The 14,648-nt window shown below is 42.6% G+C and carries 16 protein-coding genes; all 16 read left to right on the top strand.

What is annotated here, in order from left to right; genetic code table 11:
• The first annotated feature begins 88 nt into the window (after nucleotides 1–88).
• The 16 genes from recR (at nucleotide 89) to BLS64_RS10695 (ending at nucleotide 14,519) form a co-directional block, all read left to right on the top strand.
• Complete coding sequence (gene recR / locus BLS64_RS10770) at nucleotides 89–706, top strand: recombination mediator RecR (protein WP_093113655.1); 618 nt, start codon at nucleotides 89–91, stop codon at nucleotides 704–706.
• 227 nt (nucleotides 707–933) lie between these two features.
• Nucleotides 934–2,247, top strand: coding sequence for a dihydrolipoamide acetyltransferase family protein (locus tag BLS64_RS10765; protein ID WP_093113656.1), 1,314 nt, complete (start codon nucleotides 934–936; stop codon nucleotides 2,245–2,247).
• Nucleotides 2,248–2,382: 135 nt separating this feature from the next.
• A complete protein-coding gene (locus BLS64_RS10760) occupies nucleotides 2,383–3,162 on the top strand; it encodes a 3'-5' exonuclease (protein WP_093113680.1) in 780 nt (259 codons plus the stop codon).
• A gap of 22 nt (nucleotides 3,163–3,184) precedes the next feature.
• Nucleotides 3,185–3,799: a fumarylacetoacetate hydrolase family protein gene (locus tag BLS64_RS10755; RefSeq protein ID WP_093113657.1), complete on the top strand. Its 615-nt coding sequence runs from the start codon at nucleotides 3,185–3,187 to the stop codon at nucleotides 3,797–3,799.
• Nucleotides 3,799–4,137 (top strand): Hpt domain-containing protein, encoded by a 339-nt coding sequence (locus BLS64_RS10750; RefSeq protein ID WP_093113658.1) that lies wholly within the window; start codon nucleotides 3,799–3,801, stop codon nucleotides 4,135–4,137. Before BLS64_RS10755 ends, BLS64_RS10750 begins: the two co-directional genes overlap by 1 nt.
• Nucleotides 4,137–5,384: a competence/damage-inducible protein A gene (locus BLS64_RS10745; protein WP_093113659.1), complete on the top strand. Its 1,248-nt coding sequence runs from the start codon at nucleotides 4,137–4,139 to the stop codon at nucleotides 5,382–5,384. Before BLS64_RS10750 ends, BLS64_RS10745 begins: the two co-directional genes overlap by 1 nt.
• A 554-nt stretch (nucleotides 5,385–5,938) precedes the next feature.
• Nucleotides 5,939–6,178 carry a 50S ribosomal protein L28 gene (gene rpmB, locus BLS64_RS10740; protein WP_093113660.1) on the top strand — a complete coding sequence of 80 codons (240 nt, stop codon included), beginning with the start codon at nucleotides 5,939–5,941 and terminating at the stop codon, nucleotides 6,176–6,178.
• Nucleotides 6,179–6,205: 27 nt separating this feature from the next.
• The gene (gene rpmG, locus BLS64_RS10735) at nucleotides 6,206–6,388 is read left to right on the top strand and encodes a 50S ribosomal protein L33 (protein WP_093113661.1); all 183 of its coding nucleotides are present in this window, start codon (nucleotides 6,206–6,208) and stop codon (nucleotides 6,386–6,388) included.
• A 6-nt stretch (nucleotides 6,389–6,394) separates the two neighbouring features.
• Nucleotides 6,395–6,547 carry a DUF4295 domain-containing protein gene (locus tag BLS64_RS10730; RefSeq protein ID WP_093113662.1) on the top strand — a complete coding sequence of 51 codons (153 nt, stop codon included), beginning with the start codon at nucleotides 6,395–6,397 and terminating at the stop codon, nucleotides 6,545–6,547.
• 126 nt (nucleotides 6,548–6,673) lie between these two features.
• A complete protein-coding gene (ftsY, locus tag BLS64_RS10725; protein ID WP_093113663.1) occupies nucleotides 6,674–7,627 on the top strand; it encodes a signal recognition particle-docking protein FtsY in 954 nt (317 codons plus the stop codon).
• Between the two features lie 18 nt (nucleotides 7,628–7,645).
• Nucleotides 7,646–9,307: an amidase family protein gene (locus tag BLS64_RS10720; protein WP_093113664.1), complete on the top strand. Its 1,662-nt coding sequence runs from the start codon at nucleotides 7,646–7,648 to the stop codon at nucleotides 9,305–9,307.
• A gap of 1 nt (nucleotide 9,308) precedes the next feature.
• Complete coding sequence (locus BLS64_RS10715; protein ID WP_093113665.1) at nucleotides 9,309–9,590, top strand: hypothetical protein; 282 nt, start codon at nucleotides 9,309–9,311, stop codon at nucleotides 9,588–9,590.
• Nucleotides 9,591–9,845: 255 nt separating this feature from the next.
• Nucleotides 9,846–10,583: a hypothetical protein gene (locus BLS64_RS10710; RefSeq protein ID WP_143019304.1), complete on the top strand. Its 738-nt coding sequence runs from the start codon at nucleotides 9,846–9,848 to the stop codon at nucleotides 10,581–10,583.
• Nucleotides 10,584–10,745: 162 nt separating this feature from the next.
• A complete protein-coding gene (locus BLS64_RS10705; protein ID WP_093113667.1) occupies nucleotides 10,746–12,917 on the top strand; it encodes an ATP-binding protein in 2,172 nt (723 codons plus the stop codon).
• Between the two features lie 177 nt (nucleotides 12,918–13,094).
• Complete coding sequence (locus BLS64_RS10700) at nucleotides 13,095–13,988, top strand: hypothetical protein (protein ID WP_093113668.1); 894 nt, start codon at nucleotides 13,095–13,097, stop codon at nucleotides 13,986–13,988.
• Nucleotides 13,989–14,261: 273 nt separating this feature from the next.
• A complete protein-coding gene (locus tag BLS64_RS10695) occupies nucleotides 14,262–14,519 on the top strand; it encodes a hypothetical protein (protein WP_093113669.1) in 258 nt (85 codons plus the stop codon).
• Nucleotides 14,520–14,648: the final 129 nt, after the last annotated feature.

Below are 14,648 nucleotides of genomic sequence, written 5' to 3'. Positions count from 1 at the left end.
GCAAAATACAAATTAAGCTGAAATGAGCAGCAAAGAGAAGAACTGTAAATTTTCTGGTGCTTGTGTGAAAAAGCCGTAATTTTGAAGCATGGAATTTTCGTCAAAGTTATTGGAGGAAGCGGTGAACGAAATGTCTCAGCTTCCGGGGATTGGGCGCCGAACGGCTCTGCGCCTGGTGTTGCATTTGCTAAAGCAGCCCGAGTCACAGACCGTGGCCCTCAGCAAGTCCCTGGTGGATCTGAAGACCGAAGTGAAATTCTGCAAAAACTGCCACAACATCAGTGATACTGAACTTTGCGAGATCTGCGCCAACAAAAGCCGGCAGAGCGAGATAGTTTGTGTGGTGGAAGATATCCGCGATGTGATGGCCATTGAAAATACCAGTCAGTATAGGGGATTGTATCACGTGCTGGGAGGCAAGATCAACCCTATGGAAGGCGTTGGGCCTTCGCAGCTCACCATCAAGAGCCTGGTGGATAAGGCCAGGAGCGGGGAGGTCAAAGAGATCATTTTCGCCCTTAGCAGTACACTGGAGGGAGATACGACCAACTTCTACATCTTTAAGCAGCTGGAAGGCCTTGACATAAGGACCAGTACCATTGCCCGCGGAATTTCGGTGGGTGACGAGCTGGAATATGCCGATGAGGTGACTCTTGGCCGCAGTATTACTAACAGGATTCCCTTCGAAAACTCTTTAAAGAGCTAAGATCTTTGTACCTTTTGCCCATAAGGCAGAAGAAGCCTTTTTAAAAAAGCGAAAAAATAGCTTCTGCGGAAACCGGTGAAAGTTGTAATTTTACTCGGGAAAGCAGCCTGCAAAAAGGCAGGAGCAGCTTCTGATATTTTTCTGCTGCTGAAAATTTATTATTAAAAAAGCTATTTTTTTAGTAAATTCGCAGTCAATCTAACTTAACACATCTTCGAGATAAGAATATGGCAAAATTTGAACTTAAATTACCCAAAATGGGGGAAAGTGTTGCCGAGGCAACGATAACAAATTGGTTAAAAGAAGTAGGAGAGACCATTGAGGCCGATGAGGCAGTTCTGGAGATTGCCACCGATAAAGTTGACAGTGAGGTTCCCAGTGAAGTAGACGGGGTGTTGGTGGAAAAACTGTTCAATGAAGATGATGTGGTGCAGGTGGGGCAAACCATCGCCATCATTGAGACCGAAGGAGAAGAAGGCGCTGAAGCTACCCCGGTAGCCGAGCAGGAAGTGCCTTCAGAAGAGATACAGGAAGCGGTAGCCGAAGCCGAAAAAAGGGTGGAGGAAGCCAAAGAAATAAGCGTAGCCGATTTTTCGGGCAGCGACAGGTTCTATTCGCCGCTGGTGAAGAACATCGCTAAAGAAGAGGGAATATCTTTCGAAGAACTGGAGCAGGTAAAAGGTACCGGCAAAGACGGAAGAGTTACCAAAAATGACATTTTAGAGTACGTAGAGAACAGATCGGCACAGCCTGCACAGGCAGCCGCGCCTCAGCAAAAAGCCGCGCCGCAGGCAGCGCCGCAACCGGCCAAGACTCCGGTGAGCGTGAACGGCGAAGATGAGATCATCGAGATGTCCAGGATGGGCAAAATGATCGCCCACCACATGGTGGAGAGTGTGCAGACTTCGGCTCACGTGCAGTCTTTCATCGAGGTAGACGTGACCAACATCTGGAACTGGCGCAAGAAGAACAAGGATGCCTTTGAAAAGCGTGAGGGTGAAAAACTCACTTTTACGCCTATCTTCATGGAGGCTGTAGCTAAGGCCATAAAGGACTTCCCGCTGATCAATATCTCTGTTGACGGCGACAAGATCATCAAAAGAAAGAACATCAACCTGGGAATGGCAGCTGCCTTGCCAGACGGAAACCTGATCGTTCCCGTGATTAAGAACGCAGACCAGCTGAACCTGGTAGGCATGGCTAAAAAGGTTAATGACCTGGCTAATCGTGCAAGACAGAACAAACTGAAGCCGGACGATATTCAGGGCGGTACATATACCGTGACCAACGTGGGAACTTTCGGCAGTATCATGGGTACGCCGATTATCAATCAGCCGCAGGTGGGTATCCTGGCGCTGGGAGCCATTAGAAAGGTTCCTGCCGTGATCGAGACTCCAGAAGGGGATTTCATCGGTATCAGGTACAAGATGTTCCTTTCTCACAGCTACGATCATCGGGTGGTGAATGGCGCGCTGGGAGGACAGTTCGTGCAGCGAGTGGCCCAGTACCTTGAGAAATTTGACAAGAACAGGGATCTGTAGATCTCTTTAAAAGAAAATTTAAAGCCATATTTCCGTGAAAAGCGGAATTATGGCTTTTACTTTTTTTAAATGCTGCTGAGAGAAATTTCAGGGCCTGTAAAAAATAGTATCTTTACCAAAACCCGAATTTTTAAAATGGAGTTGAAACTTACCAAACCTATTTGCTTTTTTGATCTGGAGGCAACGGGTACCAATGTGGCAACAGATCGTATAGTGGAGATCTCAATTCTTAAGGTGTTTCCAAACGGGAACAAAGAGAGCAAGACCTGGCTTGTGAACCCCGAAAGGCCTATTCCGAAAGAAGTGGTGGCCGTTCACGGTATCACCGATGAAAAAGTGGCTAATGAACCTACTTTCAAGCAACTGTCGGGGCTGGTTTACGAGATGATCAAAGGCTGTGACCTTGCCGGCTACAATTCCAACAGATATGATATTCCGCTGCTGGCTGAAGAGATGCTGAGAGCAGGTGTTGATTTTGACATGAAGAACATGCTGGCCGTTGACGTGCAGACCATCTTTCACAAAATGGAGCAGCGCACACTTTCCGCAGCCTATAAATTCTACTGCGGAAAAGACCTGGAAGGAGCGCACAGCGCGGCTGCCGATGCCGAGGCTACTTATGAAGTGCTGAAATCTCAGTTGGATCGCTATGAGGAGCACCTTGAGAACGATGTGAAATTCCTTTCGCAATTCAGCGCGAGAAAGAACTGTGCAGATTTTGCCGGATTCATCGCCTTCAACAAAAAAGGGCAGGAGGTATTTTCCTTCGGAAAGCATAAAGGTAAATGCGTGGAAGATATTTTTGACCAGGAGCCCGGGTACTACGGGTGGATGCAGAATTCCGACTTTCCGCTGTATACCAAAAAGGTGCTTACCGCCATCAAGCTGAGAAAGCTCAATACCAAAGTCAAATAAGAAACCTTCCGCAGAAACAGCTATGAAGATCATTTGTGTAGGCCGCAACTATACCGAGCATATAGCCGAGCTTGAGAACGAAAAACCAACAGACCCGGTGCTTTTTATGAAGCCCGATACTGCTATCCTGCTTAAAAAACACCCCTTCTTTATCCCGCCATTTTCAGATGATGTACATTACGAGGTTGAGCTGCTGGTGAGGATCAACCGGGTTGGAAAACACATTCAGAAGAAGTTCGCCCATAAATATTATGACCAGGTGGGATTGGGAATTGATTTTACTGCCAGAGACCTTCAGCAGAAGTTGAAAGAGAAAGGCTTGCCCTGGGAAAAGGCCAAATCTTTTGACGGGGCCGCGGTAATTGGCGAAAAATGGCTGGACAAGCAACGGTTTCAGGATGTGGACGATATCAATTTTAGCCTTCAGAAGAACCGAAATGTGGTGCAAAAAGGAAATTCTTCTCACATGCTTTGGAAGATTGACGAATTAATTGAATATATTTCACAATATTTCACGCTTAAGATAGGCGATGTGATATTTACAGGAACACCCGCGGGGGTAGGCCCGGTAGCTATTGGTGATGAACTCACGGGTTTCATAGAAGAGGAGCAAGTTTTTTCAATACAGGTAAAATAATGAGCAGTTACAATTTAGACAGTGTAGAAGAAATGGCCGGCGGCGACCAGGACTTCGTTAAAGTCGTAGTACAGACATTCATTGAGGAGATCCCGCCCGATCTTGAAGCCATGAACCAGGCCGTGGCCGAGAACAATCCCGGGCAGGCTTACCAGTATGCCCACAAAATGAAGCCCAACCTGCAAATGTTCGGGCTGGAGCTTATGCCGCAGATCAAGATCATTGAAGAATGGTCAAAAGAAGGGAAAAACAAAAAAGAAGTGGACGCGGCCGCTCAAAAGATCACTCTTAAAGTAAAATCTGCCGAGCAGGAGCTCAAAGAAGACTTTGACCTGTAATGACCGCAGAAGTTATCACCATTGGAGATGAGATCCTTATTGGACAGATCGTAGATTCTAATTCGGCCTTTATAGCTAAAGAGCTGAACAAGATCGGTATTTCTGTCTTCCAGATCACCTCCATACAGGATGATAAGCTGCATATCCTCAACGCCCTTGATGAAGCCTCGGCCAGGGCCGATATCATCATCATGACCGGCGGACTGGGGCCTACCAAAGACGACGTCACCAAATATACTTTTTGCGAATACTTTGACGACCGGCTGGAGCTGAACGAGCAGGTGCTTGAACATATCGAGGAACTTTTTAAAAGATATAAGGTCACTCCCATTTCAGACCTTAACCGGGAGCAGGCCATGCTGCCATCCAAGGCCGAAGTTCTCCACAACGAATACGGCACCGCACCCGGAATGTGGATGGAAAAGGATAAAAAGGTCTACATCTCCATGCCCGGAGTGCCATACGAGATGAAGGAGCTTATGGAGCGGGAGGTGATCCCAAGGCTGCGGGAAAAATACCACCGGCCGTTCATTTATCACAAGACCATACTTACTCGCGGTATGGGGGAAAGCGCCGTGGCGAACAAACTTGCTGCCTGGGAAGAAAAACTTCCATCTCATTTGAAGTTCGCTTATATGCCTGATATTGGCAGCGTGAGGCTGCGTATTTCGGGGAAGGGGCAGGACGAGGGTGCGCTTATCTCTGACGTGGAAAAGCAGGTGGAAGGCCTGTATGAGATCCTGGGAGATATCATTTCTGATGAACAGGACGAGGACGAGACCATCGCGGTACAGATCAGCAAGATTCTCACCGCTGAAAAGAAATTCCTGGCCGCGGCTGAAAGCTGTACGGGGGGCGCGCTGGCTGCCGAATTCACCACTCATCCCGGCGCCTCAAAATGCTTTAAAGGCGGAATGGTCTCATATGCCACCCAGACCAAGGTCGAAATGCTGCAGGTGAAAAAAGAGCTTATCGAAGAATTTAGCGTGGTGAGCGCCGAGGTAGCTGAAGCCATGGCCCGGAACGCCCGAAAACTTTTTAAAACCGATTACGCGCTGTCAACTACCGGCAACGCAGGCCCTACAAAAGGCGACAGCGATGCCGAGGTGGGCACGGTCTATATCGGCCTTGCCACTCCTGAAAGAACTTACTCTAAAAAATTCCTTTTCGGGAATCATAGGGATCAGGTGGTTAAAAAAGCGGTTTATAAGGCGTTTGAGATGATCTTGAAGGAGATTACTGCGTAGAAATTAGAAGTTAGATGTGGGAAGTTAGAAGTTAGAAGTTGGTCGTGTGAACTGTAAAAATAGGCCGTCAGTTCAAGTGATTTTCAAAACCGATTCCGGATGCTTTTTCCAGACAGGTCCGAACCTGCGGTTTTGAAAATCGTATCGAGAACAAGGCAATTGGAAGTTAAAAATTCGATGTTTGAAGTTGTACTTTGTTTTTTCCTTCTTTACTTTGAAACGTCTTTGCGAAGGAGCCATTGGCGACTGAAGCAATCTATTTGTCGGGAGCGTGAATTACTTCAATGGTGATTTTCAGAAAACAACATGAGATTGCCGCGCTTCATTTCATTGCGCTCGCAAAGACGTAATAAAGAAAAAGTAGAGCTAAGAGCCAACAACCAACAGAAAAACGGGGAACAAAAAACAGAAAACCGGCAACATTCCTAAGCTCTTGCAGCAGAACCCTTCCGAAGAAAAAACTCAAAAAATATTTTTCTTCCCCTATTGGCTATTAGGTAAAAAATTCGTTAATTTGCAGCCTGTTTTGAAATAACGAGTTAAAGTATAGAGCAATGTCAAGAGTTTGTGAACTTACAGGTAAGAAAGCGATGGTAGGAAACAATGTTTCCCACGCGATGAATAAAACAAAACGTAAATTTGACGCCAATTTGGTTAAGAAACGTTTTTACATTCCTGAGGAAGATAAATGGATCACTTTGAAAGTGTCTACTTCTGCAATTAAAACCATTAATAAAAAAGGAATCTCTGCTGTAATTAAAGAAGCAAGGGAAAAAGGATTTTTAACCAAGTAGTAATCCTCACATTTAACACGCAGTACAATGGCAAAGAAAGGTAACAGAGTTCAGGTTATATTAGAGTGTACAGAGCACAAAGCGTCTGGGAAACCGGGTACTTCAAGATACATTACAACTAAAAACAAAAAGAACACGCCAGACAGAATGGAGCTGAAGAAATTCAACCCTATTCTTAAGAAGATGACGGTTCATAAAGAAATAAAATAATAAGTCATGGCAAAGAAATCAGTAGCATCATTACAAACAGGATCAAAGAGATTGACCAAAGCGATCAAAATGGTTAAGTCTCCTAAAACCGGCGCCTATACTTTTGTGGAAGCAATTATGGCTCCAGAACAAGTAAATGACTTTTTGAACAAGAAATAAGTTATTTCAAAAAATATTGAAAGCCGTCCTGATGACCATCGGGACGGCTTTTTCTTTTTGCGTATATTTACAGGCGAAATGAGCGCGGCGCACTTCCCGTGCCGCTTTGAACATTAAGATCTAACAATGAGTTTATTCAAGAAAATCTTCTCTAAAGAGAAAAAGGAGACCTTAGATAAAGGGCTCGAAAAATCGAAAACAGATTTTTTCTCAAAACTCGGTAAGGCTGTTGCCGGAAAATCAAAAGTAGACGATGAGGTGCTCGATGACCTGGAAGATGTGCTGGTGAGCAGCGACGTGGGCGTGGCCACTACCGTGAAGATCATTAACCGCATTGAAGACCGCGTGGCGCGAGACAAGTACCTGGGGACAGATGAGCTCAACAAGATCCTTAGGGAAGAGATAGCCGCTCTTTTGGCCGAGACCAATTCGGGTGAAGGAACGGAATTCTATGTGCCTACAGATAAGAAGCCATACGTGATCATGGTGGTGGGCGTGAACGGTGTGGGGAAGACCACTACCATTGGAAAGCTGGCCTACCAGTTCAAGAAAGAAGGAAAAAAAGTTGTGCTTGGCGCGGCCGATACCTTCCGTGCCGCTGCGATAGATCAGCTGCAGGTGTGGGCAGACCGTGTTGACGTACCCATAGTAAAACAGAAGATGGGCAGCGACCCTGCTTCCGTGGCCTTTGACAGTGTGCAAAGCGCCGTGAAACAGGACGCCGATGTGGTGATCATTGATACCGCCGGGCGTTTACACAACAAGGTGAACCTGATGAACGAGCTTTCAAAAGTTAAGCGGGTGATGCAGAAAGTGGTCGACAATTCTCCGCATGAAGTGCTGCTGGTGCTTGATGGGTCTACCGGTCAAAACGCTTTTGAGCAGGCCAAGCAGTTCACAGCGGCTACAGAAGTTACTTCCCTGGCCGTAACCAAACTTGACGGTACCGCGAAAGGCGGGGTGGTGATAGGCATCAGCGACCAGTTCAAGATCCCCGTGAAGTATATTGGAGTGGGAGAAGGCATGGAAGACCTGCAGGTGTTCAATAAATACGAGTTCGTAGACTCTTTTTTCAAATAGATCAATAAGCCTCCCTTTATGAAAAATCTTTTTTTCCTGGCCTTTTTGGCCCTCACACTGTTTTCCTGTAAGTCTGAAACCGAAAAAGATACCGAACCTGCTGTGGTCTGGGAACGGAATGACGAAACCGCAGAACTCGAAGAGCAGGCGCAGCATGAGGTCGAACGCATGCAGTTCAAACTCATCAATTCAAAGTTCCTGGACAAGAATACCATCTGGAACGAGTTCGATGAGGAGCTGGCCGATTTTACTGAAGAAAAATACGACAGCCTGAAGCCGCTCATCCTTGAGCAGGACATTCCGCAATTGCAGCGGGCTGTGCAGCAAGCAAAATTATCTTACGAGGAACTTACCAAGTTCTATATCTACCGCATCAGGAAGTTCGAGAGCGACAACGACCTGTCGCTTAACGCGGTGATCGCTTTAAATCCCGATGTTGTTGAGGATGCCCGAGAACTCGATGCCCGCGGCAAGCTGAGGGTGAACGAGAATTCCATGTACGGAATGCCCGTGCTGCTCAAGGACAATATCAATACCGATAATATGCCTACCACTGCCGGGGCCATCGCTTTGGCAGAGAACACTCCGGCTGAAAATGCCTTTATCGTAGAGCGTTTAAAAGATCATAAAGCCCTCATCCTCGGAAAAGTGAATTTGAGCGAGTGGGCCTATTACTTCTGCGAGGGTTGTCCGCTGGGCTACAGCGCCGTGGGCGGGCAAACGCTGAATCCCTACGGAAGAAAGCAATTTGAAACAGGCGGTTCCAGCTCCGGAAGCGGGGTGGCCGTGGCCGCTAATTACGCCGTAGCCGCTGTGGGTACCGAAACCGCCGGTTCCATTTTATCGCCGTCTTCCAAGAATTCAGTAGTGGGACTGAAACCGACCGTTGGCCTGCTTAGCCGAAGCGGGATCGTTCCCATCTCAAGCACTTTGGACACGCCCGGACCCATGACTAAATCGGTTATCGATAACGCTATTTTCCTAAACGCCATGACCGGGAAGGATACTGTTGACGCGGCCTCTGTGGAGGGCGGAAAGAATTATGTACGAGGCCTTGAAAATGCCACTTTGGAAGAAAAAAGAATAGGGGTGATGAAGCCGTTGATGGCCGATTCGCTGTACAATGCCGCGGTGGAACATCTAAGAGCTCAGGGCGCCGAAGTGATCGAATTCCAGCCGGCGGAGATCCCGTTGGACAGCTTTACCACCCTGCTGGATGCCGACATGAAAAAGGACCTGCCCGCTTACATCCAGACCGGCGCGGGAGACAACATTGAGCTGAAGAACGTGGAAGAGATCATCGCTTTTAATGAGGAAGACTCTGTGGTACGCGCTCCTTACGGACAACAGCTGTTCGAAGGCATCGCTGCCGACAGTACCTCTGCGGAAGAACTGGAAAAACTGAGCGCTCGTTTACAGGAGAACGGCAGGAAGTTCTTTGACGTGCCCATGCAGGAGCACAACCTGGATGCGGTGCTGTCCATCAACAATTACCACGCTGCCTACGCTGCGGTTGCCAAATACCCGGCGCTTACGGTGCCTGCCGGTTATGAAACTACCGGAGAGCCCAAGAACGTCACGTTCATCGCCAAACCTTTTGAAGAGCAAAAGCTGCTTGAGCTGGGCGCTGCCTTTGAAAAGAACTTCAGGAAACGCAAGGCTCCTAAAAACTACAACTAAGATGTCTCACAGGAACCTGGTCATCCTCACCAAGATCGTGCTGTTCTACAGCCTTTTCTACGTGCTGCTGAAGGCGATCGTACTGATCTTTGGGAACGCCTGGCTTGTGCCCAATCTATTGCTCATGCTGCCTTATCTGGTCCTGGCGGTCATCGGCTGGTTGCTGGTGAAAAAGGAAAACTATACCTGGTTCTATGTGGCGGCGGGCGCGGCGGTGATCATCCTTACCCGTATTTTTGAAACTCAATTCTCGGTGTGGGTGCAGCAAATGGTAACAGAGTAACCTGCTCAGAAAAGGATTTCGAAAAATATATTTTACAGCCTGAAGCCTTCTTCAGGCTTTTTTCTTGCCAAATTTTTAACGGAAACTTCCTTTTACGGAAATTCGTAAATCGCTTTAACAAAATTTTATAAATTTACAGGATCAGCAGCAGTGGTTTTTATCCAGCCTAAATGGGGTGCTAAAAAATGCTTGTTGTTGTGGTAAAATACGTTGGCAGCAAGCTAAAAGAAGAGGAACTAATCAAAATCAATAAATATGAAAAATCAAATTTTCCTAGCTTTATCAATTCTAACAGCTAGTGCAATGATTACAGGATGCTGTGGAACAAGAATGGCGTCTTGCCCTGACGGTAGACCTGTAAGTTTTCCGAAATCTGAAAAATGTGCTGCTAAGATTTACCAAGATGCAGTCAAAGATTTTAATGCTAATTTAAAAGCTACCGTAAATGTGGTAGACCAAGTTACTGTAGGAGTCGATAACCTAGAAATTAAAAACGAATCTAAATTATTGAAAGATAAACTGAATCAGGAAAGCATAAGGCTACAAGAAACCTTAAAAGCTAGTTATCTTGCAATTACTCGTGACCCATGTTCAAATTCAGAGAGACACTACAAACTTGTTGAAAGTGTGAATGCTAAAAACTATGAATTGCAACAACTCAAAACCACACTTGAGAATGAGACTAAACAAAAAGAAATAGAAAGCACATTGGATGATTATCTATATCAAAGGGGTAAACGAGAAGGTGCCGCTATGGGCAAAATTGCCGGAACGTTAGACAGATACTTCAAGGACAATAACAAATACCCTGATTCACTAGATGATATTGCTATTCAAGAGGAAATAAACTTTCTAGGCTCAAGTCGTTTAGAATACAAACTAATAAGTCCTTCCGAGTTCACTATGAAATTTGCTGGAGAAGATTATGTACTTGGTTCTTCTGACGACAAACTCTACAAAGGTAAAGATGGAAAAACCGAAAGATTAAATTAAAAGCCAGCTGCCAGCAATGGGTATAAAACATAGGGCGGACAAGGCTTTCTGAAAGGTTCGTTCAGCTAGCAAATTTTGGTTTCGGTGGACAGTGAATCGCTCCTAAAGCCCTACGTTTCATACCCGAGACCGTTAGCAGTAATTTCTTTTAAAAACACTCGAATGAAACAACTTAAAATTGATTTAGAGAATTGCTTTGGCATTGGAAAATTAAACCATCAATTCGATTTTGAAAAAAGTAATACTCACTTAGTTTACGCTCCAAATGGAACAATGAAAACTTCTTTTGCAAAGACATTTGAATTAGTTTCAAAGGATGATCCCAGGAACAAACCGTGTGACCGTATTTACAAATCCAGAGTTTCTAAATATGAAATTTTAAACGAAGATTCCGAAATTAATCCAGATGATATATTAGTAATAAATGCCGAGGATGATAGTTTTGATGCATCAAGTAAGATCAGTAGTTTTCTTGCAAGTAAAGAACTAAAAGATGAATATGATAATATATATCAAGAACTAAATGAATTAAAAGTTGAATTCATAAAAAAATTAAAAGCCATTTCGCAAAGTACTGATTGCGAAACTGAATTTATTAATACATTTTCAGAAGATGAAAATTCAGATTTTTTTGAAGTTCTTTCTAACCAAGTAAATCAACTCAAAACGGAATTTGAAAAATATGATTTTCGTTATAATGACATATTTGATAAAAAAGGTAACGTGAAGAAATTTCTTGATAAGAATCAAGCAATTTTAGACCAATACGTTAGTGACTACAAAAATATAATATCTAATTCCAAATTTTTCAAAGAATCTGCAAACAATAGTTTCGGTACATATCAGGCCAATACTATAATAAAATCAATTGAGGATAATTCTTTTTTTGAAGCAGGCCATAAATTCGTTTTGGAAGACGGAACTGAAATCGAAAACGCTGAAAATCTAAAAACAATTGTTGAAGAAGAAATCCAAAATATTTTAAATGATGAAAAACTAAAAAAGTCATTTGAGAAAGTAGATAAAGCAATTGGTTCCAATGCAGAGTTAAGGGCCTTTAAAAAAGTTATTGAAAAAAATAATCTGATTTTAGTCCAATTGAAGGACTATGAAAAGTTTAAACAAGAAGTTTGGATTAATTACTTTTCCGAAATCAAAAAAGAAGCAGAGGAGTTAGTAGATCAATACTCAGGAAAAAAAAGCAGATTAGAAAAGATTATTAGCGAATCAAAAAAAGAATTTGATTTATGGACTAGGATCATAAAAACCTTCAATTCGCGATTCCACATCCCTTTCAAAGTTAATATCGTGAACCAAGAAGATATTATTTTAAAAGAAGAAACTGCTAATCTGAATTTTGATTACTCCGATAGAGGAGATGTGCCTGTAAAACAAAATCGGGAAAATTTACTAACCATTTTGAGCAAAGGTGAACAAAGAGCCTATTTTATCCTTCACTTTTTATTCGAGATTGAATCGAGAAAATTAAAAACTAATAAGAATCTTTTAATTTTTGATGATGTTGCAGATTCATTTGATTATAAAAATAAGTTCGCCATTATTGAGTACATAAAAGAAACTCACGAACAAGGTCATTTTAAAACAATTGTGTTAACTCATAATTTTGACTTTTATCGAACTGTTGCTTCTAGATTACATTTAGATAGAGATGTAATTTATATGACAACTAAAAATGTTCAAAACGAAATAACTTTTCATAAAGGCCAATATATAAATGATGTCTTCAGTTATCTTATTAGAAATTATCAAAATCCTAAGTTCTTTATAAGTCTAATTACATTTGTCCGAAATCTAATTGAATACAGCGAATCTAAGACTAATGAACACTATGTTACTCTTACAAGTTGCCTACATAGAAAAGAAGAAACGGAAGATATAAGTGTAGATCAAATCTTTGAGATATTTAAGGGCAGATTAGTCAAATTAGAAGATAAGACTATAACTTTTGGAGAAAAAAGATTAATTGATTTCATTATTGAAACAGCAGATTCTATTTCGGATGAAGATGCTGATGAGATAGCTCTTGAAAATAAAATTTGCCTTGCAATAGCTATCAGATTGCAAGCAGAAAAATATCTAATTGCTAAACTTCCAGATGTTGATTTAACCGACATTAAGAAAAACCAAACTCAAGTTTTATATAAAGAATATTGTTCTAATTATCCCAATAGTGAAGCTATAACTACACTAGATAAAGTTAATTTAATGACACCAGAAAACATTCATATCAATGCTTTTATGTTTGAACCATTAATTGATATGTCAATAAATCATTTGACACTTTTATATAGAGCAGTAAGTAATTTAAACTAGAGAAACTACCTCTAACACCGCTTCATCGCAAATAACGGGTTTTATCGAAAAAGTGTAATTTTAGAAACCAGGAAAGAAATGGTTAAGCCGACAAATTCGCGTCCCTACTCCCGCAACTAAAGGTCCCAAAAGATTGGATCAGAAATTTTCCAGACTACCTATTTCAAAAAACCAAACATGAAATATAAACTAACCTCTGCATTTTTAATTATAGGATTCGCCACTTTTGGGCAGGAGTTCGGGTTTGATATTCACAAAACTTCTCTTGACCAATATATACAGATGGAAGAAGATCTGGGCAGTGAAAGCCTTCCGGTTACTTCCAATCACGTGTCCTTCAGCGGAAATGCTCAACCCTTTAAATTTAGACGGCAACAAAAAGGCTTACCAGACCTTATCTCTTATTACTACTTTAAAGAAAAAGACTCCGCAATGTCTCATGTTCTTTATGAATGGGATGAAAGCCGGCAGGCTGAAAACACTGATCTTGACAGGAAAAAGTCCAGGGAATATCAAAAGGCCCTGATCAGGAAATTCAACCAACTGGAAGAAAGGATCTCAGACCGGTATGGAGAACCTGAAACCACAGGGGATCTTACTGACCTTGAACAGGCAGATAAAAAAAGCGGCCTTGAGAAAAAGGACTTATGGCGGCCAAACGATAGTACAGAAATAGAATTGTATACTGTCATTTCAAATTATTATGAAAAGAGAGGAATGATCACCATAAAACCCACCCATAGGATAAGGCTGGAAGTAAAGAAAACCGAAAAAGGTGATAATAATTCCTCAACAATAAGTGAAGAAAGGCTTCAAACCTTAACGGCTTTGACCGGTGAATTCTTTCGGGCACTGTCAGCTGAGGATCTTTCAGGATCAAAACAGTTCTTATCTGCTCGAATTAAAGAAGCCGTGACCAGGGAGCAACTTACTGCTTTGATTGCCAATATCGATTTTGACAGAGAGACCGAGCTGATCTATAGCGGAATCCAGGTGGGGACTGATGGCAGGTCCTATACCATGCTTCAGTATAAATACAAGGATGACGTTGGCGATATTCCGAAGTTGTAGCACATTTGTAGAAAACAGTAAAAGTTGATGAATGAGTATTTCGACTACTTTATGAAGAAAAAATCATATTAATATGTGGCGGACTTTTAGAGATTTAGGAGGGTTTATTTGGGTTATACTTAAACTTGGACGGACTGACTTGGAGAGTGAACAATCTAGAGAAAATTGGGAAAGAAATATTCTTACTTCAATTGTAATTTTATTAGTCCTGACCTATATCTCAATAGCATCAGAATAAAATTCGCTAAATAAAAAAGCTTTAAAACTTAGATTATGGCAGCAGGGGGACCAGCGGATCATCCACTAACTGACATCTTAATATATAATTTGGATGTGTACAACAAAAAATGCGATGATTTAGTTAGGCAAATTTCTAAATTCGTCTCTATTCACACTCTTTTTGAAATGTTCGATTGGTTTGATAATTTCTCGGCAACAGAGGAGCAACTGATAGAATTTGAAAAAGTATTATCTCTCAAACTAAATGAACTCCAATCTCTCGCTGAGTCGAATGGCTGGGAGAAAAAATAAAACGTGCTACAACAATGAATAACACAAATTGCGGAACCCTTCCAAAAATGACATTTTTGACTACCTTTAAAATAATTCTTTAACGGAAAAATTCGAGTTCCCAAGCCGCAACTTGCGTTATTCGAGACG

It is taken from the genome of Salinimicrobium catena (genome assembly GCF_900102915.1).
Lineage (GTDB): Bacteria > Bacteroidota > Bacteroidia > Flavobacteriales > Flavobacteriaceae > Salinimicrobium > Salinimicrobium catena.
The sequence above is the reverse complement of the archived record's forward strand: the minus strand, read 5'-3'. Positions and strand labels throughout refer to the sequence as shown.

Coding starts and splice junctions, on each gene's coding strand:
- recR (WP_093113655.1), top strand. CDS start 89: ATGGAATTTTCGTCAAAGTTATTGGAGGAAGCGGTGAACGAAATGTCT.
- BLS64_RS10705 (WP_093113667.1), top strand. CDS start 10,746: ATGAAACAACTTAAAATTGATTTAGAGAATTGCTTTGGCATTGGAAAA.
- rpmB (WP_093113660.1), top strand. CDS start 5,939: ATGTCAAGAGTTTGTGAACTTACAGGTAAGAAAGCGATGGTAGGAAAC.
- BLS64_RS10710 (WP_143019304.1), top strand. CDS start 9,846: ATGAAAAATCAAATTTTCCTAGCTTTATCAATTCTAACAGCTAGTGCA.
- BLS64_RS10750 (WP_093113658.1), top strand. CDS start 3,799: ATGAGCAGTTACAATTTAGACAGTGTAGAAGAAATGGCCGGCGGCGAC.
- BLS64_RS10700 (WP_093113668.1), top strand. CDS start 13,095: ATGAAATATAAACTAACCTCTGCATTTTTAATTATAGGATTCGCCACT.
- BLS64_RS10765 (WP_093113656.1), top strand. CDS start 934: ATGGCAAAATTTGAACTTAAATTACCCAAAATGGGGGAAAGTGTTGCC.
- BLS64_RS10715 (WP_093113665.1), top strand. CDS start 9,309: ATGTCTCACAGGAACCTGGTCATCCTCACCAAGATCGTGCTGTTCTAC.
- rpmG (WP_093113661.1), top strand. CDS start 6,206: ATGGCAAAGAAAGGTAACAGAGTTCAGGTTATATTAGAGTGTACAGAG.
- BLS64_RS10720 (WP_093113664.1), top strand. CDS start 7,646: ATGAAAAATCTTTTTTTCCTGGCCTTTTTGGCCCTCACACTGTTTTCC.
- BLS64_RS10695 (WP_093113669.1), top strand. CDS start 14,262: ATGGCAGCAGGGGGACCAGCGGATCATCCACTAACTGACATCTTAATA.
- ftsY (WP_093113663.1), top strand. CDS start 6,674: ATGAGTTTATTCAAGAAAATCTTCTCTAAAGAGAAAAAGGAGACCTTA.
- BLS64_RS10730 (WP_093113662.1), top strand. CDS start 6,395: ATGGCAAAGAAATCAGTAGCATCATTACAAACAGGATCAAAGAGATTG.
- BLS64_RS10760 (WP_093113680.1), top strand. CDS start 2,383: ATGGAGTTGAAACTTACCAAACCTATTTGCTTTTTTGATCTGGAGGCA.
- BLS64_RS10755 (WP_093113657.1), top strand. CDS start 3,185: ATGAAGATCATTTGTGTAGGCCGCAACTATACCGAGCATATAGCCGAG.
- BLS64_RS10745 (WP_093113659.1), top strand. CDS start 4,137: ATGACCGCAGAAGTTATCACCATTGGAGATGAGATCCTTATTGGACAG.